This window comes from Thiomonas sp., assembly GCF_054608695.1.
The window spans coordinates 1-22112 of record NZ_JBTRXV010000041.1 but is presented as its reverse complement, the minus strand read 5'-3'; the positions used below and the strand labels follow the sequence as shown (position 1 = coordinate 22112).

General features: G+C 65.8%; 22 protein-coding genes and 1 pseudogene. 9 read left to right on the top strand and 14 right to left on the bottom strand.

Annotated elements, in window-relative coordinates; all coding sequences use genetic code 11:
- Positions 1 to 137 precede the first annotated feature (137 nt).
- The 3 genes and pseudogenes from ACYCUK_RS13790 to ACYCUK_RS13780 form a co-directional block, all read right to left on the bottom strand.
- Positions 138 to 917, bottom strand: a complete 780-nt coding sequence (locus ACYCUK_RS13790) for a slipin family protein (RefSeq protein WP_461595289.1) — start codon at positions 915 to 917, stop codon at positions 138 to 140.
- A 258-nt stretch (positions 918 to 1175) separates the two neighbouring features.
- The gene (locus ACYCUK_RS13785) at positions 1176 to 1496 is read right to left on the bottom strand and encodes an ATPase with chaperone activity (RefSeq protein WP_112484539.1); all 321 of its coding nucleotides are present in this window, start codon (positions 1494 to 1496) and stop codon (positions 1176 to 1178) included.
- Between the two features lie 37 nt (positions 1497 to 1533).
- Positions 1534 to 2714 (bottom strand): annotated as a pseudogene (locus ACYCUK_RS13780) (acyl-CoA dehydrogenase).
- A 220-nt stretch (positions 2715 to 2934) separates the two neighbouring features.
- Here ACYCUK_RS13780 and ACYCUK_RS13775 point away from each other — a divergent pair.
- The 4 genes from ACYCUK_RS13775 (at position 2935) to secF (ending at position 6772) form a co-directional block, all read left to right on the top strand.
- Positions 2935 to 3324 carry a DUF2784 domain-containing protein gene (locus tag ACYCUK_RS13775; protein WP_461595288.1) on the top strand — a complete coding sequence of 130 codons (390 nt, stop codon included), beginning with the start codon at positions 2935 to 2937 and terminating at the stop codon, positions 3322 to 3324.
- Between the two features lie 74 nt (positions 3325 to 3398).
- On the top strand, positions 3399 to 3731 hold the full coding sequence (gene yajC / locus ACYCUK_RS13770; RefSeq protein ID WP_461595287.1) for a preprotein translocase subunit YajC: 333 nt from the start codon (positions 3399 to 3401) through the stop codon (positions 3729 to 3731).
- A 101-nt stretch (positions 3732 to 3832) separates the two neighbouring features.
- Positions 3833 to 5785: a protein translocase subunit SecD gene (gene secD, locus ACYCUK_RS13765; RefSeq protein WP_461595286.1), complete on the top strand. Its 1953-nt coding sequence runs from the start codon at positions 3833 to 3835 to the stop codon at positions 5783 to 5785.
- Positions 5786 to 5818: 33 nt separating this feature from the next.
- Positions 5819 to 6772, top strand: a complete 954-nt coding sequence (gene secF, locus ACYCUK_RS13760) for a protein translocase subunit SecF (protein ID WP_112484544.1) — start codon at positions 5819 to 5821, stop codon at positions 6770 to 6772.
- 82 nt (positions 6773 to 6854) lie between these two features.
- On the opposite strand, the gene ACYCUK_RS13755 is transcribed toward secF, so the two are convergent.
- The 4 genes from ACYCUK_RS13755 to ACYCUK_RS13740 form a co-directional block, all read right to left on the bottom strand.
- Positions 6855 to 7646, bottom strand: coding sequence for a hypothetical protein (locus ACYCUK_RS13755; protein ID WP_461595285.1), 792 nt, complete (start codon positions 7644 to 7646; stop codon positions 6855 to 6857).
- 79 nt (positions 7647 to 7725) lie between these two features.
- Positions 7726 to 8184 carry a Smg family protein gene (locus tag ACYCUK_RS13750; RefSeq protein WP_112484546.1) on the bottom strand — a complete coding sequence of 153 codons (459 nt, stop codon included), beginning with the start codon at positions 8182 to 8184 and terminating at the stop codon, positions 7726 to 7728.
- Between the two features lie 134 nt (positions 8185 to 8318).
- Complete coding sequence (gene dprA / locus ACYCUK_RS13745; RefSeq protein ID WP_461595300.1) at positions 8319 to 9473, bottom strand: DNA-processing protein DprA; 1155 nt, start codon at positions 9471 to 9473, stop codon at positions 8319 to 8321.
- Between the two features lie 25 nt (positions 9474 to 9498).
- On the bottom strand, positions 9499 to 10683 hold the full coding sequence (locus tag ACYCUK_RS13740; protein WP_461595284.1) for a LysM peptidoglycan-binding domain-containing protein: 1185 nt from the start codon (positions 10681 to 10683) through the stop codon (positions 9499 to 9501).
- A gap of 299 nt (positions 10684 to 10982) precedes the next feature.
- On the opposite strand from ACYCUK_RS13740, the gene def reads away from it, so the two are divergent.
- The 3 genes from def to htpX all read left to right on the top strand — a co-directional run bounded on the left by def (position 10983) and on the right by htpX (position 13521).
- Entirely contained in the window at positions 10983 to 11489 is a 507-nt protein-coding gene (def, locus tag ACYCUK_RS13735) for a peptide deformylase (protein ID WP_461595283.1), read from the top strand.
- Between the two features lie 59 nt (positions 11490 to 11548).
- Complete coding sequence (gene fmt, locus ACYCUK_RS13730; RefSeq protein ID WP_461595299.1) at positions 11549 to 12535, top strand: methionyl-tRNA formyltransferase; 987 nt, start codon at positions 11549 to 11551, stop codon at positions 12533 to 12535.
- Positions 12536 to 12642: 107 nt separating this feature from the next.
- On the top strand, positions 12643 to 13521 hold the full coding sequence (gene htpX / locus ACYCUK_RS13725; RefSeq protein WP_461595282.1) for a zinc metalloprotease HtpX: 879 nt from the start codon (positions 12643 to 12645) through the stop codon (positions 13519 to 13521).
- Positions 13522 to 13590: 69 nt separating this feature from the next.
- Here the strand turns inward: htpX and ACYCUK_RS13720 are convergent, their stop codons facing one another.
- A complete protein-coding gene (locus ACYCUK_RS13720) occupies positions 13591 to 13950 on the bottom strand; it encodes a phage holin family protein (RefSeq protein ID WP_461595281.1) in 360 nt (119 codons plus the stop codon).
- Between the two features lie 122 nt (positions 13951 to 14072).
- Positions 14073 to 15482, bottom strand: a complete 1410-nt coding sequence (gene purB, locus ACYCUK_RS13715; RefSeq protein ID WP_461595280.1) for an adenylosuccinate lyase — start codon at positions 15480 to 15482, stop codon at positions 14073 to 14075.
- Between the two features lie 129 nt (positions 15483 to 15611).
- On the opposite strand from purB, the gene ACYCUK_RS13710 reads away from it, so the two are divergent.
- Positions 15612 to 16232 carry a glutathione S-transferase N-terminal domain-containing protein gene (locus ACYCUK_RS13710; RefSeq protein ID WP_461595298.1) on the top strand — a complete coding sequence of 207 codons (621 nt, stop codon included), beginning with the start codon at positions 15612 to 15614 and terminating at the stop codon, positions 16230 to 16232.
- 177 nt (positions 16233 to 16409) lie between these two features.
- Here the strand turns inward: ACYCUK_RS13710 and ACYCUK_RS13705 are convergent, their stop codons facing one another.
- From ACYCUK_RS13705 to ACYCUK_RS13685, 5 genes are all read right to left on the bottom strand, one after another.
- Complete coding sequence (locus tag ACYCUK_RS13705; RefSeq protein WP_461595279.1) at positions 16410 to 16820, bottom strand: DoxX family protein; 411 nt, start codon at positions 16818 to 16820, stop codon at positions 16410 to 16412.
- Between the two features lie 53 nt (positions 16821 to 16873).
- Positions 16874 to 17596, bottom strand: a complete 723-nt coding sequence (ypfH, locus tag ACYCUK_RS13700; protein ID WP_461595278.1) for an esterase — start codon at positions 17594 to 17596, stop codon at positions 16874 to 16876.
- A gap of 46 nt (positions 17597 to 17642) precedes the next feature.
- A complete protein-coding gene (locus ACYCUK_RS13695) occupies positions 17643 to 18428 on the bottom strand; it encodes a dioxygenase family protein (protein WP_461595277.1) in 786 nt (261 codons plus the stop codon).
- Positions 18429 to 18438: 10 nt separating this feature from the next.
- Positions 18439 to 18588, bottom strand: a complete 150-nt coding sequence (locus ACYCUK_RS13690; RefSeq protein ID WP_461595276.1) for a hypothetical protein — start codon at positions 18586 to 18588, stop codon at positions 18439 to 18441.
- Positions 18589 to 18765: 177 nt separating this feature from the next.
- Positions 18766 to 20736 (bottom strand): sigma-54-dependent Fis family transcriptional regulator, encoded by a 1971-nt coding sequence (locus ACYCUK_RS13685; RefSeq protein WP_461595275.1) that lies wholly within the window; start codon positions 20734 to 20736, stop codon positions 18766 to 18768.
- A 300-nt stretch (positions 20737 to 21036) separates the two neighbouring features.
- Between ACYCUK_RS13685 and ACYCUK_RS13680 the strand changes: the two genes are divergently transcribed.
- The coding region (locus ACYCUK_RS13680; RefSeq protein WP_461595274.1) for an aldehyde dehydrogenase family protein at positions 21037 to 22112 on the top strand (1076 nt) is incomplete at its 3' end.

The following is a 22112-nucleotide window of genomic DNA, read 5'->3' as shown; positions in this document are numbered from 1 at the left end:
GTTTTCGCACCCCGCCCCAGCTACGACGAGCGGCGCCACCGCGCTTCAAAGCAGGTTCTCCTTCTCGGTCGTGACGGGTGATTCGGCGGGTTGGAACGCCCCAGCGCAACGCACAAACCCGGGCCTGACGTTGCGGCTCAATGGGTGTCGGCCACTTTTTCGATGATCTGCAAAATCGGTTTGATCAGATCGATGGGCATGGGGAAGATGACGGTGGAATTTTTTTCCGTGCCGATCTCGGAAAGCGTTTGCAGATAGCGCAACTGCATGCCACCAGGCGCGGAGGCCAGGATGGCCGCCGCGTTGACCAGCGTCTGCGCCGCCTGAAATTCGGCGTCGGCATGAATCACCTTGGCGCGGCGGTCGCGCTCGGCCTCGGCCTGCTTGGCAATGGCCCGCACCATGTCTTCCGTGAGTTCGATATTGCGGATTTCGACGACGCTGACCTTGATCCCCCAGGCCTCGGTCTGGGCTTCCAGGATGGCCTGGATGTCGGCATTGATCTTGCTGCGCTCGGACAGCATTTCATCCAGATCGTGCTTGCCCAGAACCGCGCGCAAGGTGGTCTGCGCGAGCTTGCTGGTCGCGGAGAAAAAATCCGCCACCTGGATGAAGGCCTTTTCCGGATCGACGATCCGGAAATACAGCACCGCATCGACTTTGACGGAGACGTTGTCATGCGAGATCACGTCCTGCGATGGCACCTCGTGCACCACAGTGCGCAAATCCATGCGGGCCATGCGCTGGAGTATGGGAATCACGATGATGAGCCCAGGCCCCTTGACCTTGAGGAAACGCCCGAGTTGGAAAACGACTGCTCGCTGATACTCGTAGATGATTTTGAGGGATGAGGCCAAAAACAGGCCGATCACGACCAGCGCGAGAAAAAACGGGGAAAGAATGTGCAGGTTGGGCATGGATTCGATGAGGCTCGGCAAGTCGCGCAACTCGCGGGTGCGACGCGCAACGGTCCTGCCCGAACGCTTGCAATGGCGCGGCCTGACGTGCAGCGCACGCACCCGAGTTGTATTGGGCTTCCAATATAGATCAAACCTCGGCGCAGCTCCGTGCGTTTGCGTACATAAGGACGAATGGCACCGGGATGTGTTGCGTTGCGCTCTTGGACTTGTCACGCTCCCGTTGGCAGCGCAGGCTGCTGCTGCGCGCAGGCAGGGTCACGCATCGCGTGCTGCGAGCGTCATCGGCCAGTGCAGCAACTCCGCCAGCCGGGTCAGCACCCATTGCGCTTCCTGCGCACTGACCCCCGAGCCATCCGCCAGCAAGCCGCGGTGGATGCGCACCAGCACATCGCCCTCGGTCACGTGCAGGCTGGCTTTGATGTCGGCGGCGTGCTCGGTCAGCATCGTCGCCAGATCCTCGCAAAACTCGTAACGCTGGCTGATCTGCTCGCGCGTCGCGTTGGGCTTGCTGCGGTTCGGCGCCAGATAAAGCGCGATGAACGAGGGCGGGATCTGGATTTGGGATGCGTCGGTCATGGTTGCGCAAACCCCGGCTGTGACGGACGACGTTCCATCAAAACGCCGCAATCCCCGTGATGGCGCGGCCCAGAATGAGCGCATGCACGTCGTGCGTGCCTTCGTAGGTGTTCACCACTTCCAGGTTGACCCGATGGCGGGCGACGCCGAACTCGTCGGAGATGCCGTTGCCGCCCAGCATGTCGCGCGCGGTGCGGGCAATGTCGAGCGCCTTGCCGCAACTGTTGCGCTTCATGATGGAGGCGAGTTCCACGGCGGCGCTGCCGTCCTCTTTCATCCGCCCCAGCCGCAGGCAGCCCTGCAGGCCGAGGCTGATTTCGGTCAGCATGTCGGCCAGCTTTTTCTGGATGAGCCGGTTGGCGGCCAGCGGACGGCCGAACTGCTGGCGGTCGAGCACGTACCGCCGCGCGCGGCGGTAGCAGTCTTCGGCGGCGCCCAGTGCGCCCCAGGCAATGCCGAAACGCGCGCTGTTGAGGCAGGTGAGCGGGCCTTTGAGCCCGCGCACCTGCGGGAAGGCGTTCTCCTCGGGGCAGAATACCTTGTCCATCACGATCTCGCCGGTGATCGAGGCACGCAGCCCCACCTTGCCGTGAATGGCGGGAGCCGAGAGGCCCTTGGCGCCCTTGTCGAGGATGAAGCCGCGAATCTCGCCGGCGTCGTCTTTCGCCCAGACCACGAACAGTCGGCGATCGGGCTGTTGCTGATCCACATCTTGCCGCCGCTCAGCGCGTGGCCGCCGGGCACTTGGCGCGCCCGCGTGGTCATGCCGCCGGGGTCGGAGCCGTGGTCGGGTTCGGTCAGGCCGAGGCAGCCGATCCATTCGCCGGCGGCGAGTTTGGGCAGGTACTTCTGTTTCTGCGCTTCGGTGCCGAAGATGTGGATGGGCACCATCACCAGCGAGCTTTGCACGCTCATCATGGAGCGATAGCCGGAATCCACCCGCTCGACTTCGCGGGCAATCAGACCGCAGGCGACATCGTTCAGGCCGGCGCCGCCATACTCCTCGGGAATGGTGGGTCCGAGCAGGCCGAGCGCGCCCATCTCGCGGAAGATGGCCGGGTCGGTGGTCTCGTGGCGGAACGCGTCTTGCACCCGCGGCGCGAGCCGGCCCCGGCAGTAGGCATGGGCCGCGTCGCGCACGGCGCGCTCGTCGGCACTGAGCTGGGCGTCGAGTTGCAGCGGGTCGTCCCAGTGGAAGACGGGTTGGGAAGAAGACATGCGGGAAGCTCCGATGTTGAACTGGCTCGACCGCCATGGCCGCGTTGGCCACATTGGCCGCGATATGCGCATGGGCACTTGGTCACGGTCTTCGCTGGGTTTTGTTCCTGCCAGCAACTGGCTGGCATGGGCGGGCAACCTTACGGTGTGAGACGAGTCTACGGGATGAAGACTGGGAGAATGCCTGGCATCCACGCGCGCCAACACGGGAAAAACGGTCATGCTTGCGCAATTCCTTGCCGATCTGGTGGTTTTGGTCCACGCGCTGTTCGTGCTCTGGGTCGTGCTGGGGGGTTTGCTGGTGCTGCGCCGGCCGCGACTGGCCTGGCTGCATCTGCCGGCGCTGGCCTGGGGCGTGCTGGTGGAATGGGCCGGGCTGATGTGCCCGCTGACCGTTCTGCAGAATGCCTTGTTGCACCAGGCGCACCAGGCCGGCTACTCGGGCGGATTCATCACCCATTACCTGCTGGCCGCGCTCTATCCCGACGGGCTGACGCGCCCGATCCAGTGGGCGCTGGGGACCGGCCTGTTCGCGCTGAATGGGATCGTCTACGCCATTCTCGCGCGCCGCCTCGGGCGCCTTGCCCCGGTCGGGCCGGACCAGGACTGAGATTTGCGACAATGCGGGCTTGCGCCAAGCCGTGCGCAAGCCATTTCAACGCCTGTTCTTGAACGGATAGCCCCATGAATCTGATTTCCATCGCGCATGCCCAAAGCGCTGCGCCGCAAGCTGGTGCCGAATCCACGCTGGTGAGCCTGCTGCCCATCGTCGTGATGTTCGTCATCCTCTACTTCGTCATGATCCGCCCGCAGATGAAGCGCCAGAAAGAAACCCGGGCGATGATCAACGCGCTGACCAAGGGCGACGAAGTCGTGACCACCGGCGGCCTGGTCGGCCGCGTCACCAAGGTGGGCGACAACTACATCCAGCTCGAAGTGGCCGACAAACTTGAAGTGCAGCTGCAGCGCTCGGCCGTGAGCATGGTGCTGCCCAAGGGCACGATCAAGGCCGTCTGAAGCCACGGCCACCAGCCGCACGCATTTGCGCCGCCAGCGCCCCCCGCGCTGCAAGCCCACGCAGGGGTCGCCACGCCTGGCCTCTGCCGCCCGAGCCCATCATGAACCGTTACCCGCTGTGGAAGTACCTCATCATGGCCGCCGTGCTGGTGGTGGGGTTCGTCTATGCCCTGCCCAATTTCTACGGCGAAGCGCCGGCCGTGCAAATCACCTCGGCGCATGCCGGGCGCGACCTGCCGAACGCCGCCCTGCTGAACCAGGGCGAGCAGGCCCTGAAGGCCGCCAGCATCACGCCGCTGCGCAGCTTCATCAGCGGCTCGACGCTGAATTACAGCTTCGCCAAGACCGAGGTGCAGCTGCGGGCGCGCGACATCCTGGCGCATGCGCTCAATCCGAACCGCAACAACCCGAGCTATATCGTCGCCGTCAATCTGCTGAGCTTGTCGCCGGCCTGGCTCAGCGCCCTGCATGCCAACCCCATGTATCTGGGGTTGGACTTGCGCGGCGGCGTGCATTTCCTGCTGCAGGTGGACATGCAGGCGGCCATCCAGAAAAAGCTGGATTCCATTGCCGGCGAGCTGAAAACCGCGCTGCGCCACAAGGACGTGCGCTACAGCGAACTCAAGCGCGTGGGCGACACCGTGCAGCTCGACTTCCGCGACCCGGAGATGTTCACCGCCGCGCAGCCGGTGCTGAAAGACATCGTCGGTGACGCGCTCGTCACCAGCACCCCGGCGGCATCTGGCGGCGGCATCAGCATCAAGCTCAGTCCGCAGACCATCCGGCAGACCGAGGATTACGCGATCAAGCAGAACATCCAGACTCTGCACAACCGCATCAACGAGCTGGGCGTGGCCGAACCGGTGATTCAGCAGCAGGGCGCCGACCGCGTGGTGGTGGAGCTCCCCGGCATTCAGGACACGGCCCGCGCCAAGGACATTCTCGGCCGCACCGCCTCGCTGGAAGTGCGCATGGTGGACGACAGCCCCGTGGCGCAGGCCGCGCTGACGAGCAACGGCCCACCGCCCCCCGGCGACCAGAAGCTGTACGACCGTTCCGGCAATGCGCTGATGGTGAACAAGGACGTGCTGCTGACGGGTGAAAACCTGACCGACGCGCAGACCGGCTTCGACCCGCAGAACAACGACCCGGCGGTGTTTCTCACGCTGGACTCGCGCGGCTCGCGCATCTTCCGCGACGTCACCCGCGCCAACGTCGGCAAGCGCATCGCCATGGTGCTGATCGACCGCCACAGCGCCCAGGTCGTCACCGCCCCGGTGGTGCGCGGCGAGATTGCCGGCGGCCGGGTGCAGATCTCGGGCAACATGACCGTGCCCGAAGCCAACGACATCGCCCTGCTGCTGCGCGCAGGCGCCTTGGCGGCGCCGATGCAGATCATCGAGGAGCGCACCATCGGCCCGAGCCTCGGCCAGCAGAACATCCTGCAGGGCTTCCACTCGGTCACCTGGGGTTTCGTCGCCATCGTCGTCTTCATGTGCGTGTACTACATGCTGTTCGGCGTGATCTCGTCCATCGGTCTGGCGGTCAACCTCATGCTGCTGATCGCGCTGCTGTCCATGCTGCAGGCCACGCTCACGCTGCCAGGCATCGCCGCCATGGCCCTGGCGCTGGGCATGGCCATCGACTCCAACGTGCTGATCAACGAGCGCATTCGCGAAGAACTGCGCAATGGCGCCAGCCCCCAGGCCGCCATCGCCACCGGCTACGAGCGCGCCTGGGCGACGATTCTCGACTCCAACGTCACCACCCTGATCGCCGGCCTCGCCCTGCTCATTTTCGGCTCGGGCGCGGTGCGCGGCTTCGCCGTGGTGCACGTGCTGGGCATTCTCACCTCCATGTTCTCGGCGGTGTTCTTCTCGCGCGGCCTGGTGAACTTCTGGTACGGGCGCAAACGCCGCCTGCAGTCGCTGTCCATCGGCCAGATCTGGAAGCCGGAGGCCGCGACCACGGCCGTCGCTGCCTCCGCCCGCCCGGCCAAGCCCGCCGCCGGATCCGGCAACAAGCAGCCGGCCAAACAACCGGCCAAGCGCTGAGCGCCTGAACGCCATCCCCAATCGGAGACTCTGATGGAATTTTTCCGCATCCGGCGCGACATCCCCTTCATGCGCTATGCGCCGGTGTTCAACATCGTCTCGGCGCTGATGTTCGTCGCCGCCGTGTTCTTCCTGGTCTCGCGCGGCCTGCACCTGTCCATCGAGTTCACCGGCGGCACCGTGATGGAAGTGGGCTACCCGCAGGCGGCCAATCTCGACTCCATTCGCGGCACTGTCTCCAAGATGGGCTATGGCGACGTGCAGGTCCAGACCTTCGGCACCGCGCAGGACGTGGTCATCCGCCTGCCGCTGCGCGAGGGCGAGTCCAGCGCGCAACAAAGCGACAAGGTGCTGGCCGCGCTCAAGACCGCCGACCCGCAGGTGCAGATGCGGCGCACCGAATTCGTCGGCCCGCAGGTGGGATCCGAACTCGCCACCGACGGCTTGAAGGCGCTGGCCTTCGTCATCGTCGGCATCATGCTGTACCTGGCGTTCCGCTTCGAGTGGAAGTTCTCCATCGCCGCCATCGTCGCCAATCTGCACGACGTCATCATCGTGCTCGGCTTTTTCGCGCTGTTCCAGTGGGAGTTCTCGCTGCCGGTGCTGGCGGCGGTGCTGGCCGTGCTCGGCTATTCGGTCAACGAGTCGGTGGTGATCTTCGACCGGGTGCGCGAGAACTTCCGCAAGTACCGCAAATACACCACGGTGCAGGTGATCGACAGCGCCATCACCAACACCACCAGCCGCACCATCATCACCCACGGCTCGACCCTGGCGATGGCGTTCTCCATGTTCTTCTTCGGCGGCCCGGCGCTGCACTTCTTCGCCCTGGCGCTGATCATCGGCATTTCGATGAGCATCTACAGCTCGGTGTTCGTCGCCGCCGCCATCGCCATGTGGCTGGGGGTGAAGCGCGACGACATGCTCAAGTCCGGTCCTGGCCGTCCCAAGAACCCGAACGACCCGAATGCGGGAGCCGTGGTGTAGGCGAACAGGGTGTCATGGCCTGCATGAAAAAGCCGCCTGATGGCGGCTTTTTCATGGCTGGGAACACAATCCCGGCCTGGTTTCAGTTGAATGTGAACGTCAGCGCCGTGCCGTTGATGGCGTTGTAGGCGGTGGTGTAGTCGCTGGCAACAGGCGAAGCCGTGAGGTTCCAGGTCAGCAAATTGTTGGCATTCGGGTCGTCGGTCGAAGCCGGCGCAACCGCCAGGTATTCCTGCACGCCCTTGAGCGCCATGTCATAGGCATCACCGGATGCCGGCATGGCATTGATGTTCAGGCCACCCAGTTGAAACTCGCTGGCCACCTTGGCCGAGGCCGCAGCATAGTTGGCCATCGTCAGACCGCTGTTGGGGGTGATCATGGCCGTGGCCACGGTGGTCAGCGGTGTCACCACGGCATTCACCGTGCCGCCGCCGCCAATTTGGACCATGGCCTGGAGGCTGGCGTTGGTGCTGGCGAGATTGGCCAGGGAGGTCGCAGCTCCGTTCGCCACATTGGTGTAGCTGCCGCCTGCGACCTGGATGAGAACCGGGCCATAGTAGCTCGTCAGATTGGCCGAAAACGTGCCATTGGCAGCGATGGGGATATTGCACGTATTGAACGAGGTCAGGTTTGTTCCCAGGTTGGCTGGAGGAGAAACCGCCGTGTTGATCGGATTACCCTGGCCGTTGGTCACCGCGTATAAACACACGGTACCCGCACCATTGCTGTTGACAGGCTGCCCCGCGCCCATCAACACCGTACCGTTGAGGATGGAACCCTGGTACTGGGTACTGGCGCCGCCGCCACATGCGGCGAGCAGCAGGGTCAAGGGGAGCACGGCACCCAGGGCGGCGCGGCTGTGATTCCAGGACATGGGGGTTTCTCCAGGGGAAGGCGAGGGGTGTGTGCGTTGCCGCAGCGGCTTGCTGGCCGTTGCGGGCGAGGCTGAAGGCTTAATGCACGACCCGATCGTCGGCCTCGACGAAAAGCTCGTCGAGGATGAGGGCGTCGGGCTCTTCGTCGAGGCGCCAGAACACCATCAGGACGATGGTCTTGAGCTGCTCCAGCGGCAGTTGTTTGATGCCGGTGGCCAAAGCCCGTTCCACGACGATTTCGCGCAGATGGGCCTGCAGCGTCCCGGCGGACTCGAGGAAGTTCAGGTAGCCCACGGCGTCCACACCCAGGCAGTCGAGTTCCTGCTGGGCGTACAGCCGGATGGATCGGTCGCTGGGCGCGCCCAGGGTGCGGCTGCCGGCGACGGCCTGCTCCAGGCCACGCAGCCAGTCGAGGGCGTCACTGATTTCTTCGTTCTCGAAACCGGCGGCGCTCAGCTTGCGCGACAACTGGCCGAGCTCCGGGCAGGCCTCGGGGTGCCAGTAGGTTTCGTAGACGTACATGAGGATGTCGAACATGAACCCATTTTATGCACAAGGCCGTGACGGCCGCGGCGCAAGGCCGGGCAGGGCCAGCGCCGCTGAAAAGTCCGGCCCTGGCGCGGCGGAAGCCGTCGCGAAACCGGGCTTGTCCGGGTGATTGGGCGGTGGCCTCAGGCGCGCTCGATGCGCTGGTAGCGCGCGCCCGGCAGACGGGCGACGCGGCCTTGCAGCTCGAGTTCGATCAACTGCTCCCCCAGCCACTGGGCGCTGCGGCCAGTGCGCGCGGCGAGTTCGTCGAAACTCAGGATGGCGTAGCCGAGGGCATCGAGCAATTCACGCGCGGCGGGGGTTGCCGCGTCGAGGTCCGCTTGCATCTGCGTCGCGGCATCCGTTTCGGTCGGCGCCGGCTGGGCCTGCGGTGCGGTCCAGTGCAACTCGCTCAACACGTCGTCCACGCACTCCACCAGCTTGGCGCCGTCGCGCAGCAGGCGATGGCAGCCGCGCGACATGGGGTTGTGGATGGAGCCGGGAATGGCGAACACCTCGCGGCCCTGCTCGGCGGCCAGGCGGGCCGTGATGAGCGAGCCGGAATGCACTGCGGCTTCGGTGACGAGCACGCCACGGGACAGCCCGCTGATGATGCGGTTGCGGCGCGGGAAATTGCCGCGGGCCGGGGCGGTGCCAAGGGGGAATTCGGAGAGCAGCAGGCCATGCTCCGCGATGCGATGCGCCAGCTCGCGGTGCGCCGCGGGGTAGACGCGGTCGCAGCCGGTGCCGAGCACGGCGATGGTGGAGCCGGCGCCGTCAGCGTCGTCCTGCGCGGCCTGCAGCGCTCCCAGATGCGCCTGGCCATCGACCCCGCGCGCCATGCCGGAGACGATGGTCACGCCGGCGGCGCTGAGGGCGCGGGCGAAGTCATGCGCGTCGCGCCCGCCCTGCGCGGAAGGGTTGCGGCTGCCGACGATGGCGAGGGCATGTTGGCTGTGGAGCAGTTCCAGCCGGCCCCTGGCATAGAGCAGGGGCGGCGGGTCGGCGGTCTGCAGCAGCAACGGCGGGTAGTCGGTGTCGCCCAGGGCCAGCAGATGGTGCTGGGGCTCGCTCAGCCACTCGCGGGTGCGGGCGATGAGATCCAGCAGGGGCGCCTCGGGTGCGCCGCGCAGCGCACGGGCCACGGCTGCGGGCACCACGCGCTCGAGCGACGCCGCGCTTTGTGCGAACACCTGCTCGGGCAGGCCGAAGGCGGCCAGCAGGCGGCGCGCGGTTTCGCCCCCGACACCCGGCGTCTCCAGCAGCCGCAGCCAGGACGCGAGCTCGGCCTCGCCCATCATCGTGAGGCTGGCTGAACGCGCTTCAGGGCTGCTTGACGTGATCGGCCACCACGACCGGCTCGTCGGACTCCAGCACCAGGCCGTAGGCGACATGATGGAAGGTGCGGAACACCATCAGCAGGCCGATGCGGCGCGCCGGAATCTCGATCACCGGCTTGTCTTCCAGCGTGGTGTCGGTCACCTCGCGCGGGCCTTGCAGGATGGCGAGCACGTCGCCGCGCTCCAGACCCTCCTCGGCGCCGCGGTTGAGGGCCACCACGCTGTTCTTGCCGGCCATCCGCATATCACCGTAGATGGAGACGATTTGCCCGTCCACGGGCTTGTCTGGCGCATGCGGCGTGAAGTTGAGGAATTGGCGTGGCGGCTGGGCGATGAGCCTGTCGCCCACGCCCATTTCGCGGACGGCGGACAGCACCCTGACCGTGGCCACTTCGTCCTTGCCCTGCGGCGGACGGATCAATTCCACCGCTCCGAGATATTCGGACTCGTAGGCAATGATCTTCTTCGTCGTGGGGTCGAGCAGCGGCCGCCCCGGCCGGTAGACGTCGAAACGGGTGGTGGCCCCCAGCGGGCCGCGCACATAGGCACGGTCACCGGGCGAGAGCATCGCATGCTCGGGCGTCAGCGCAACGATGCGCGGCGACTTGGCGAGTTCATCGGGCTCGACGATGAGCGGGCGCGTGAGGAAGGGGTCGATCAGCGCCGGGTCGAGCGTGGGGATGCCGGACGGCGGCAGCGCCTCGCTGATGACATGCGGCTCCAGCGTCACGGTGGGTATGCCAGCCTCGCCTTGGACGCTCTGGCCGTTGTCCAGCGCCAGGGTTGCGCGCCCGTTGGCGATGGTCAGGACGAGCACCTGGCCGGGGAAAATCCAGTGCGGGTTGCGGATCTGCGCCAGATTCATGCCCCACAGCGTGGGCCAGTTCCAGGGTTTTTTCAGGTAGCGGCCGGAAATGCCCCAAAGCGTGTCGCCACGCTTGATGGTGTAGCGCTGCGGCGCATTGGGCGCCAGCTCCGACACGGGAATGCCTTGCTGCGCGGCAGCCTGGGCTTGCGCCAGTTGCGGCGGCGCCACGGGATAGTTGGGCAAGCTCCCAATGCCGGGGGCGGTTGCCGAGGGCGTGGTTGCCCCCGTCTGGGCGAGCGCCGCGGCGGACCACAGCAAGAGCCCTGCTACGGCAACGTGGTTGATGAGCTTGCATTGCATGAATCCGCCCCCAGGAAGAAAATATCGGTATCCGCAACAGCGGCCAGCAAAACGACGTGCAGTCCAAACCATTGCGCCGAACTGCCACCAGCAGTTTCGCAGCTCGCGGGCCGAAGCGGAATCGGCTGGAACTGCACTGTCTCGGCGCGGCGCAAAACCTCAAAGACTTGTTACATTGTCTCCACAAGGCCCTGTCGCTGCAATGAAAAGTGCAGTTTGCGGCTCGATGCAGTTGCATGAATGCCGCGCCAGGTGTTTTCTTGACCCGTACCGGGGCCGCCTTCGGCCCGGAGTTCACCATGACCCAACTCTCCATTCTTCAGTATCCCGACCCCCGCCTGTACAAGGTGGCCAAGCCCGTTGCCGTGGTGGACGACCGCGTGCGCGCGCTGCTGGCCGACCTGTTCGAAACCATGTACGCGGCCAAGGGCGTGGGGCTGGCGGCGACGCAGGCCGACATCCACGAACGCATCATTGTTTCCGACACCTCCGAGGAACGCGACCAGCCGCTGGTGCTGATCAACCCGGAAATCGTCGCGCGCAGCGCCGACCTGAAGGAGTGGGAAGAGGGCTGCCTGTCGGTGCCGGGCATTTACGACAAGGTGACCCGCCCCGACCGCATTCGCGTGCGCGCGCTCAATGCCCAGGGCGGGAGCTTCGAGCTGGAGGCCGATGGCCTGCTGTCGGTCTGCATCCAGCACGAGATGGATCACCTCGAAGGCAAGGTGTTCGTCGACTACCTCTCACCGCTCAAGCGCAACCGCATCAAATCGCGCATGCTCAAGCGCCAGCGCGAAGCGGCTTGAGTTCCGCGCCCACCGCATCGGGGCTCGACGCGAACACTGCCCTCGCCTCCACCCCCAAGCTGCGCGTGGCCTTTGCCGGCACGCCGGAATTCGCCGCGGTCGCGCTGCGCGACCTGCTTGCGGCAGGCTTCGAGCTGCCGCTGGTGCTGACCCAGCCCGATCGCCCCGCCGGACGCGGCCTGCAACTGCAACCCAGCGCCGTCAAGCAAGTGGCCGTGGCGCATGGCTTGCCGCTGCTGCAACCGCGCGGCCTGCGGCTGGACGGCCGCTGGCATGAAGATGCCGCAGCGGCACGCGAGGCGCTGCGGCAAGCTGCGCCGGACGTGCTGGTGGTTGCCGCCTATGGGCTGATCCTGCCGCAATGGGTGCTTGACCTGCCGCCGCTGGGCTGCGTCAACATCCACGCCTCGCTGCTGCCGCGCTGGCGGGGGGCGGCGCCCATCCACCGCGCCATCGAAGCCGGCGACGTTGAGACCGGCATCAGCATCATGCGCATGGACGCTGGGCTGGATACCGGCCCGGTCTATCGCATGCAGGAAATGCCCATCGCCCCCGACGACACCGCCGCCAGCCTGCACGACAAGCTGGCGGCATTGGGCGGGCGCCTGCTGCTGCAAACCCTGGCGGATCTGCGCGCCGGGGTGGCCGATCCCACGGCCCAGCCCGCCGAGGACGCCACCTACGCAGCGAAAATCGACAAGCGTGAAGCGTGGCTGGACTGGTCGCTGCCGGCCGACGTCCTGGAGCGGCGCATCCGCGCCTTCCAGCCGGCACCGGGAACACAAACGCGTTGGGACGATATGCCGCTGAAAGTCCACGCCGCCACAGTGGTGCCTGCGGCCTCGGCCGGGCATCGGCCCGGCACCGTGCTCGCTGTGCAGCCACAGGGCATCGACGTGGCTTGCGGCGCCGGTTGCCTGCGCCTCACAAGGCTGCAGAAACCCGGCGGCAAGCCGCGGGATGCGAGCATCGTCCTGCAGAGCGTCATGGTGCAAGCCGGCCAGGTCTTCGCATCCGGCCCACCGCCGGATGCCGGCGCGCCGTAGGCCGCCCCAGCCTGACGAGCCCTTGAGCCTGAACCCCGGCGGACTTGAACTTTCCGCCTGCGGCACAATCTACGTTTATGTTTCCAAACGTAAACGAGGTGAATGCCATGTTCAATCTGCTCAAGACCGCCATGCTGATGGCCGCCATCACGGCGCTGTTCATGGTGATCGGCTCCTTCATCGGCGGCAAACAAGGCATGATGCTGGCCCTGCTGTTCGCGCTGGGCATGAACTTTTTCAGCTACTGGTTTTCCGACAAGATAGTGCTGCGCATGTACAACGCGCAGGAAGTCGACGAGCACAGCGCGCCGCAGTTCTACCGCATGGTGCAGGATCTGGCGCAGCGGGCGCAACTGCCCATGCCGCGCGTCTACGTCATCAACGAAGACGCGCCCAACGCCTTCGCCACCGGGCGCAACCCGGAGCACGCCGCGGTGGCCGCCACCACCGGCATCATGCGCGTGCTCACCGAGCGCGAACTGCGCGGCGTGATGGCGCACGAGCTGACGCATGTGAAGCACCGCGACATTCTCATCTCCACCATCAGCGCGACCATGGCCGGCGCCATCTCCGCGCTCGCCAATTTCGCCCTGTTCTTCGGCGGGCGTGATGAAAACGGCCGCCCGGTGAACCCGATCGCGGGCATCGCCCTGGCGATCCTGGCGCCGCTGGCGGCCGGCTTGATCCAGATGGCCATCTCGCGTGCCCGCGAGTTCGAGGCCGACCGTGGCGGCGCCGAAATCTCGGGCGATGCCGAAGCGCTGGCCACGGCGCTGCAAAAAATCGAGGCCGTGGCGCGTGGCGTGCCGTTCCAGGCCGCCGAGTCGCATCCGGCAACCGCGCAGATGATGATTTTGAACCCGCTGCATGCTGGCGGCATCGGCAAGCTGTTCTCCACCCACCCGCCGACCGAGGAGCGTGTTGCAGCGCTGTTGCACATCGCGCAATCCATGCGCACCGGGCAATACCAGAGCCGCAGCGTCTGACCCGGCCCCGCCCAACGAAAAGCGACCCCGCCGGGGTCGCTTTTCGTTGGGTCGCAAGCCCTGCGCGCCTCAGCGCTTGGCCACGAACAGGCCTTCCAGCGCGCTGTCGATGATGAGCCCGGCGGCGCTGTACAGCAGCGAGCCAATGATGGCGGCGCCGAAGCTGCGCACGACGAAACCATCGATCAGCCCGGATGCGGCGTAAAACATCAGCGCATTGATGACGAAGAAAAACAGCCCGAGTGTAAGCACCGTGATGGGCAAGGTCAGGATGAGCAGCACCGGTCGCACCAGGGTGTTGAGCAAGCCGATGATGAGCGCCGCCCACATGGCCGCGGCGAAGCCCGAGACCTGCACGCCGCTGTACAAATAAGCGACAGCCAGCAGGGCCGTGGCCGAGAGCAGCCACTTGACGATGAGCTTGAGCATGGGAATGGTCCTGGCGTGGGCGAAGTGTCGTGGACGCTTGGCGGTGGGAAAGGGCTCGGAGGCAACTCGGCTTGGGTGCGACTGGCTTGGGGACGACTCAGCTGCGCTGCGGCGACCCAAGCCTAGCTGGCGCTGCCCATGCGCCGCGCCAGTTCCGCCGCCTTGCCGGTGTAGCTGGCCGGTGTGAGGGCAAGCAGGCGCGCCTTGTCGGCCTCCGGCAAGGGCAGGGTGGCGATGAACTCGCGCAGCAGCTCGCGCGTGATGGCCTTGCCGCGCGTCAACTCCTTGAGCTGCTCGTAGGGGTTGGGCAGGCCGTGGCGACGCATCACGGTTTGCACCGGCTCGGCCAGCACTTCCCAGGCGGCGTCCAGGTCCGCGGACAATTGCTGCGGATTGGGCTCGAGCTTGTCCAGCCCGCGCTGCAGGCTGTCATAAGCCAGCAGGCCGTAGCCCAGCGCCACGCCCATATTGCGCAGCACGGTGGAGTCGGTCAGGTCGCGCTGGAAGCGCGACACCGGCAGCTTGTCGCTCAGGTGGCGCAGCAGGGCGTTGGCCAGGCCCAGATTGCCTTCGGAGTTTTCGAAGTCGATGGGGTTGACCTTGTGCGGCATGGTGGACGAGCCAATCTCGCCCGCCTTCGTGCGCTGCTTGAAATAGCCCCAGGAGATATAGCCCCAGAGATCGCGGTTCAGGTCCAGCAGCACGGTGTTCAGGCGCGCCACGGCGTCGAACAGCTCAGCCATGGCGTCGTGCGGCTCGATCTGGATGGTGTAGGGGTTGAAGCGCAGATGAAGCTGCTGCTCCACCACCTGCCGCGCCAAGGCCTCCCAGTCCACGTCCGGATAGGCGGCCAGGTGGGCGTTGTAGTTGCCCACGGCCCCGTTCATCTTCGCCGTGAGTTCCACCGCCGCCACCTGGACGATGGCGCGCTCGAGCCTTGCCGCGACGTTGGCCATCTCCTTGCCCAGCGTGGTGGGGCTGGCGGTTTGGCCGTGGGTGCGCGACAGCATGGACGCGTCGGCCAGGCCATGCGCCAGGCGCTTGAGGCGCACGAGCACCGCACGCACCGCCGGCAGCAGCACCTGTTCGCGCGCGCCGCTGAGCATGAGGCCATGCGCGGTGTTGTTGATGTCTTCGGAGGTGCAGGCGAAGTGCACGAACTCGCTGGACCTTGCCAACTCGGGCCAGGCGCTCAGCCGCTCCTTGATCCAGTATTCAACCGCCTTGACGTCGTGGTTGGTGACGCGCTCGATCGCCTTGATCGCCAGGGCGTCGGCTTCCGTGAAATCGACCGCGAGCCGACGCAAGGCGGCCCGGGTGCCCGCAGCAATGACGGGCAATTCCGGCAGGCCGGCCTGCGACAGCGCAATCAACCATTCGATCTCAACCTGCACGCGACAGCGCATCAGCGCGCACTCGGACAGGTGCTGGCGCAAGGCGTCGACCTTGTTGGCGTAACGCCCGTCGAGCGGCGACAGGGCCATGAGCGGGCTCGGGCCCGCGGGGGAGTTGGAGGGTTTGGCGGTGTTCATCCGGGCATTGTAGAAAGCCCGGCTCCCGCAGTTCGAGCCACAGGCCACGGACGCCCAGCCGGATTCCAGGCCGCTGCTGCGAGGGGTGGCAACTTATACTGCGGCCTTAAATTCAAGTTCACCATGGTCATGAAACTCATCGGCTCGCGTACCAGCCCTTATGTGCGCAAAGTCCGCATCGTTCTCGCGGAAAAAAAGCTCGAATACAAGTTCGTCGAGGAAAACGTCTGGGATGCCGCCACGCGCATCCAGGACAGCAACCCGCTGGGTAAAGTGCCCTGCCTGGTGCTGGAAGACGGCAGCAGCATCTATGACTCGCGCGTCATCGTCGAGTACCTCGACACCCTGTCGCCCGTGGGCAAACTCATTCCCGGCACCGGGCGCGAGCGCGCCGAGGTTCGCACCTGGGAAGCCCTGGCCGACGGCGTGATGGATGCAGCCTCCGCCGCCCGTCTGGAGCAGACCTGGCCCGGCCGCACCGATGCCCAGCGCAGCCAGGCGTGGATCGACCGCCAGCTCGGCAAGGTGCGCGCCGCCATCAAGGCCATGTCCGCCGGCCTGGGCGACTCGCCCTGGATGTGCGGCAACCACCTGACCCTGGCCGACATTGCCATCGGCACCGCCCTGGCTTATGTCGATTTCCGCTGCCCCGACGTCAGCTGGAAACACGACGAGCCCAAACTGGCCAAGCTGTTCGACAAACTCGCCCAGCGCGCCTCGTTTCAGGACACCGCGCCACCGCCGGCGTGAACGCAGCGCTTGCGTGATGGGCATGGGGCGCGCATGGCGCTCCACGTGCCCAGATCGAGGCGATTGCCTATGCCTTCTTTTGGAGAATGCCATCGCCGGCTTGGCGGCGGGTGTCTGACCGGGCCGAGGCGCAAGACGAGCGTTCGCCGCTGGACCCTGACCGCTAGGGCTCAGCGTTCATGCACGGCTGCGCTGGACAGGCTTGAGCGCCATGGCGCCGTCGCCCAGCAGGAACAGGGCGATCAGGCCCACCGTCCAGAATGCGGGATATTCCCAGCCCCCACCCTTGTTGGTGAACAGCCAGCCGTTGGCGCCATGCACGAGAACAATCGTGCCGAGCATCTCCAGCGCCAGGGGGATTGCGACCAGAGGTGCGTAGATGCCCAGGATGAGGGCAATGCCACCGAGCAATTCCAGCGCGATGACGGCATAAGCCAGAATCGCGGGCAGTCCGAGCGAAGCAAAATACCCCACGAAACCGGGGACTGTGAAGACGAAGATCTTGAGGCCCACGTGGGCCAGGAACATGATCCCCAGGCTCACACGCAGGATCAGAGCGGCATAGGGGGCGGTTGATTGTTTGATCATGATGAACTCCGATGGACGGGGGGTTGGACACTCGCGCGAGCACGAGTTGGGGGCTAGGGTCCTGAATCGTCAGGACCCTGCAAAACGGTTCGATCCTGGCTGTTCTTGCGTCCAGGGTCTGCGGCAAGCGCGGCCCGCCACAGGCTGCGCGGCACATAGCCTTTGAGGCGTTCGATCAGCAGCGCGACAAGCTCCGCGTTGATGCCATGGCCGAGGAACGGCAGCACATCCGCCGTCACGTCCCCGCCCAGGGCGACCAGGTGTTCGGCGGCTGCCACCGTGAGGCCGTAGGGCATCACCGGGTCGCTCTTGCCATGCAGGAAATGCAGTGTCGTGGCCGAGGCCGGTTCGCGCGGCAACTGGGCAAAGCGCCCGGCGATGGACACCACGCGCCCCGCGATGGGGGTTCGATCGCGAGTCGACTCCAGGGCCATGATGGCGCCCTGCGAGAACCCGATGAGAGCTGTCTGCCCGACGCCGACATGCGCGAGGCCCTGCCAGTGCCGCACCACCTCCAGGAATGCGGGCAAGGCCTGCGCGACGCGCTCGGCGCGGTTGGCTTCGGTCACGCCATTCACGGAAAACCATTGGTAGCCATGGCCGAAGTCGGAGCGTTCGGGCGCCTGCACGCTGACGATCCATGCCCTGGGAAACGCCGCAGCCAACTGCTGGCCGAGCGGCGCCAGATCCTGGGCGTCGGAGCCCACGCCGTGGAACAGCAGCATGAGCTGTTCGGCATGGCCTCCGGGCTGGGCAGCGATGATGGATGCAGACATGGTTCGGTTCTCGTCGAGGCATCAGGAGGTGGCCGCGCGGCGGCCTTCAGGCCAACACCCACGCATCCATGCTCAGCATGCCGTAGTGCACCCCGCCGGTCTTGTGCTGTGGCTTGGCATGGTTGCCGGCCGTACCCAGTGCCCAGAACAGCGGCAGCAGATGTTCGTCGCTCGGATGAGCGCGGGCGGCATGCGGAGCTTGGCGGCGGTAGTCGAGCATGGAGGCGGTCGCGCCACGGTCGATGGCTTCGCGCATCCAGCCGACGAATTCCTGGACATAGGGCTCTGGCGGTTCGTCGGTCGCCGCCCCGGGACGAAATTCGTGCAGGTTGTGGGTCAGACTGCCGGTGCCGAACAGCAGCACGCCTTCGTCGGCCAGGGGAGCCAGGGCCTGGCCAAGCTTGTAGGCGCCCGCGGCGTCCAGAGGCCATGGCATGGCCAGCGGAACCACCGGAATATCCGCTTGCGGGAACATGAAGCGCAGCGGCACCCACACGCCATGATCCAGGCCCCGACCCGGGTCCAAGGCGGCGGGCCAGCCGGCAGCTTGCAGCAAGCTGGCCGCACGCTGGGCGAGTTCGGGGTTTCCGGCTGCCGGATAGCGCAGTTCGCGCAAGGCCGGATCGAAGCCGCCGAAATCGTGGATGGTCGCGGGTCGCGGGCTCGAACCCACGGCGGGAACGCGCGCCATCCAGTGCGGCGAGAAGGCGAGGATGGCCGCCGGCTGCGGCAGCTCGTGGCCCAGGGCCTTCAGCATGGGGCCGGCGGTGCCGGGCTCCAGCGGCAGCATGGGCGAGCCGTGGGAGACGAACAGGGAAGACAGGTGAGTCATCGTGATGTCCTCATGTTTTCGCCCCATGCCCGGCGGAACGGCCGGTGCTGTGCAGCACCCATCCCAGACTTTGCGCAGCGACGGCCGAATAGCGCTCGTGCGTCTGAGGGCGGCGCATCGACTTGCGCAGCAGCGGCATGAAACGTGGATGGGTGGTCACGGGCTGGTTGAGGCTTGCTGGAGCGAAGAGCTGCGATATTAGTTCGTGTTAGAACTACTATGCGGAGAAGGGTCACTTCAACCGACTCACCCTGCTTTCCACCACTGTTCACCAATCCAGCGCGCGCGGATCGAGCTGCCGACGGGCCGACGGCTCATGGCAACCGCGCCTGATTGGTTACTTGCGAACGTGACGGTAAAGCGTGCTGCGATGAACCCCTAGCAGCCGTGCAGCGCGGCTGACGTTGCCGCTGCAAGACGCGATGGCCGCATGAATGGCCGATTCGGTCATGGCACGCAGCGGCACAGGGGATGTGGCGGCGCCGTCCCTTTCAGGGCCTGAGCGCGCCGGCGAGGCCGAAGTCGTGGGTGGCTGTTGCTGATGCGTTCGCCAATCGCGCCGAAGGTCATCGGGGAGGTCGGCGAGCTCGATGCAACTCCCCGGCTCGGCCAGCGCCAGAAGCGTCTGCGCGACGGCGACGAGTTGCCGCCAGTTGCCGGGCCATGTGTAGGCCAAGAGGGCTTCGCGGGCCTGCGGGCTGAGCCGGAGCTTGCGGGACGGCAACATGGCTTGCAGGAGTTCATCGATATGCGCCTTGGCCTCGGCATGTTCACGCAGGGCGGGCAGGACGGCCACGAAATGCTGCAAGCGGTAGTACAGATCGGTTCGGAAGCTTCCCTCGGCGGCCATCGCCTTGAGGTCGCGATGGGTGGCACACACCAACGCAAAATCCACCGACTGCCGGCGCCCGCCGCCAAGCGCCTTGACTTCATGATCCTGCAAGACCCGCAGGAGCCGGGCCTGCATCGACAACGGCATGTCCCCGATTTCATCCAGAAACAAGACGCCGCCATGAGCCTCCCGAATCTGTCCCGGTTGACCCTTGCGCCGGGCGCCTGTGAACGCTCCCTCCTCGTAGCCGAAGAGCTCGGCCTCGATCAGGCCTTCCGGGACCGCCGCGCAATTGACGGCGACAAAGGGCCCCCGGCAGCGCTGGCTGGCCTGGTGAACCTGCCGGGCAAAAACCTCCTTGCCGACGCCGGATTCCCCCAGGATCAAGACCGGAATGCCGCAGTCCAGGACACGCACCGCGCGGTCCAGTTGCGCCTCGCGCTGCGGGTCGGCGATGATGGGCGGCCTCAAGGCTGCGACTTGACTGATCTGCGGCGTGCGCTCCGGCGCCGTGATCGAGGCTAGGTGATTCGAGGCACTCTTGCGTCCGACCCAGCCCGAAGCCCACGATGCCGATCGCCCAGGCCGCGCCAGCCAGGGGTGAAGGCACAACTCGAACGGGTCCCGCTCGGCCGTGGGCAAGGAGCTGAACAGATCGTCGACGAAGCGGCCGCGCAGCTGGTCGAACGTCATCCCTAAAACGCGCATGGCTGCGCGATTGGCGCCCACGATCGTTTCATTGCGAATCCACAGCAAAGCTTCGCGGTGCGAGCCAATCAAGGCCGGATCGTGGGCAAAGCGCAGGATTTCGGTCTGCGCGGGCAGGTTGTCCAGAGCCATGCGGTATTCGATCATCTGCGCCGCCATGCGCACCAGACCCACGGTCTGGGCTTGAATGCAGCGAGCATCGCCCGAGACATCCAGCACGCCCAGGACCTGTCCTTCCGAGTCCAGCAGAGGTGCGGCCGTGCACCCCAAGGCGCCGTTTTGCTCGAGGTAATGTTGGTGCCCGAGGACCGTGATCGGCGAGAGCTCCGTCAGCGCCGTGCCAATCGCATTGGTCCCACGCTGGACTTCGGACCATTCGACGCCGGGCATCAACGCCACGCGCTGGGCCTTGTTCATGAACACATCTGAGCCCGCCGCGTCGAGAATCATGCCCTGCGGGTCGGCCAGCAAGACGACCACGCGTGAGGGCGACAGCGCCTCGGCCAGAGCCTCCAGCTCGGGCAGCGCGTGCCGCCGCAGTCGCCCCTGCGCGTCGCGCCGGGCAAACAGCGCCTCATGCGCCAGGGGCTCGGGAGTCTCACTGAGGGTGGCGGGAAGGGCCAAACACCGCCGCCACGACCTCGCGATCAGCTCCGGCACCGCGCCTTGCGGATCACTCCCGTCTTCGAAAAAACGCTGTCGCGCCAACTGCAACGTGGTCGACAGCGTGGCAATTCCCGCGCTGTCCGGCGGCCTGGTCTGGGGCATTTCCGTCTCCTGGGTTGGCGTGCCATCGAGGCCATGGCAGCCAATCTTCTGCTGGCGAAGTGTCGCACTCAAGGGGCGCCATGTCACCTGTCGCAAGATGCGACGCTTCAGTGATGCAAATCGAGAAGAAAGACCGGGGAGCGTACTCCGGGTCATACCGGATGCATTCGCCTAAGTGCTTGTCAATGAACGAAGATATTTCGTCCTGGCGCAAGCGTTGGGTCTGGCACGAATCCTGATAGTGATGAGAGCACTGCATCTGCAGTTCAACTCCCTATCCAACAATCTCAGGAGACGTTCATGGACATGCTTGAACCCGGCAAGTTTGGCACTGCCGTTGCCTTCAAAAAGCGTTATGGCAACTACATCGGCGGCGAATGGGTTGCGCCTGCCGGCGGCCAATACTTCGAGAACATTTCGCCCGTCACTGGCAAGCCCTTTTGCGACATTCCGCGCTCGACGGTGGCCGACATCGAGCGCGCGCTCGATGCCGCGCACAAGGCCAAGGGCGCCTGGGGCCGCACATCGCCCACGGATCGGGCGAACATCCTGAACAAGATCGCCGACCGCATGGAAGCCAACCTGCCCATGCTCGCAGCCGCCGAGACCTGGGACAACGGCAAGCCCATCCGCGAAACGACGCTGGCGGACCTGCCGCTTGCGGTCGACCATTTCCGCTATTTCGCCTCGTGCGTGCGCGCCCAGGAAGGCGGCATCAGCGAGATCGACCATGAAACCTATGCCTACCACTACCACGAGCCGATCGGCGTCGTCGGGCAGATCATTCCCTGGAATTTTCCGATTCTGATGGCCGTCTGGAAGCTGGCGCCGGCGCTGGCTGCAGGCAACTGCGTCGTGCTCAAGCCCGCCGAGCAAACACCGGTTTCCATCCTGGTGCTGATGGAGTTGGTTGGCGACTTGCTGCCTCCGGGCGTTCTGAACGTGGTCAATGGCTTCGGTCTGGAAGCGGGCAAGCCACTGGCGTCGAGCAGCCGCATCGGCAAGATCGCCTTCACGGGCGAGACGACCACGGGGCGGCTGATCTCGCAGTATGCGAGCCAGAACCTGATTCCCGTCACCCTGGAACTGGGTGGCAAGTCACCGAACATCTTCTTTGCCGACGTGATGGACAAGGACGACGGCTACTTTGACAAGGCGCTTGAAGGCTTTGCGATGTTCGCGCTCAACCAGGGCGAGGTCTGCACCTGCCCATCCCGCGCGCTGGTCCAGGAGTCGATCTACGAGCGCTTCATCGAGCGCGCGATCAAGCGCGTGGCGGCGATCAAGCAAGGCAGCCCGCTGGAGATGGGAACCATGATCGGCGCGCAGGCGTCGAGCGAGCAATTGGAGAAAATCCTCTCCTACCTCGACATCGG

Bases quoted from the DNA above. Each gene is read 5' to 3' on its own strand.
- ACYCUK_RS13790 (WP_461595289.1), bottom strand. From the start codon at position 917: ATGCCCAACCTGCACATTCTTTCCCCGTTTTTTCTCGCGCTGGTCGTG.
- ACYCUK_RS13785 (WP_112484539.1), bottom strand. From the start codon at position 1,496: ATGACCGACGCATCCCAAATCCAGATCCCGCCCTCGTTCATCGCGCTT.
- ACYCUK_RS13775 (WP_461595288.1), top strand. From the start codon at position 2,935: ATGCTTGCGCAATTCCTTGCCGATCTGGTGGTTTTGGTCCACGCGCTG.
- yajC (WP_461595287.1), top strand. From the start codon at position 3,399: ATGAATCTGATTTCCATCGCGCATGCCCAAAGCGCTGCGCCGCAAGCT.
- secD (WP_461595286.1), top strand. From the start codon at position 3,833: ATGAACCGTTACCCGCTGTGGAAGTACCTCATCATGGCCGCCGTGCTG.
- secF (WP_112484544.1), top strand. From the start codon at position 5,819: ATGGAATTTTTCCGCATCCGGCGCGACATCCCCTTCATGCGCTATGCG.
- ACYCUK_RS13755 (WP_461595285.1), bottom strand. From the start codon at position 7,646: ATGTCCTGGAATCACAGCCGCGCCGCCCTGGGTGCCGTGCTCCCCTTG.
- ACYCUK_RS13750 (WP_112484546.1), bottom strand. From the start codon at position 8,184: ATGTTCGACATCCTCATGTACGTCTACGAAACCTACTGGCACCCCGAG.
- dprA (WP_461595300.1), bottom strand. From the start codon at position 9,473: ATGGGCGAGGCCGAGCTCGCGTCCTGGCTGCGGCTGCTGGAGACGCCG.
- ACYCUK_RS13740 (WP_461595284.1), bottom strand. From the start codon at position 10,683: ATGCAATGCAAGCTCATCAACCACGTTGCCGTAGCAGGGCTCTTGCTG.
- def (WP_461595283.1), top strand. From the start codon at position 10,983: ATGACCCAACTCTCCATTCTTCAGTATCCCGACCCCCGCCTGTACAAG.
- htpX (WP_461595282.1), top strand. From the start codon at position 12,643: ATGTTCAATCTGCTCAAGACCGCCATGCTGATGGCCGCCATCACGGCG.
- ACYCUK_RS13720 (WP_461595281.1), bottom strand. From the start codon at position 13,950: ATGCTCAAGCTCATCGTCAAGTGGCTGCTCTCGGCCACGGCCCTGCTG.
- purB (WP_461595280.1), bottom strand. From the start codon at position 15,482: ATGAACACCGCCAAACCCTCCAACTCCCCCGCGGGCCCGAGCCCGCTC.
- ACYCUK_RS13710 (WP_461595298.1), top strand. From the start codon at position 15,612: ATGAAACTCATCGGCTCGCGTACCAGCCCTTATGTGCGCAAAGTCCGC.
- ACYCUK_RS13705 (WP_461595279.1), bottom strand. From the start codon at position 16,820: ATGATCAAACAATCAACCGCCCCCTATGCCGCTCTGATCCTGCGTGTG.
- ypfH (WP_461595278.1), bottom strand. From the start codon at position 17,596: ATGTCTGCATCCATCATCGCTGCCCAGCCCGGAGGCCATGCCGAACAG.
- ACYCUK_RS13695 (WP_461595277.1), bottom strand. From the start codon at position 18,428: ATGACTCACCTGTCTTCCCTGTTCGTCTCCCACGGCTCGCCCATGCTG.
- ACYCUK_RS13685 (WP_461595275.1), bottom strand. From the start codon at position 20,736: ATGCCCCAGACCAGGCCGCCGGACAGCGCGGGAATTGCCACGCTGTCG.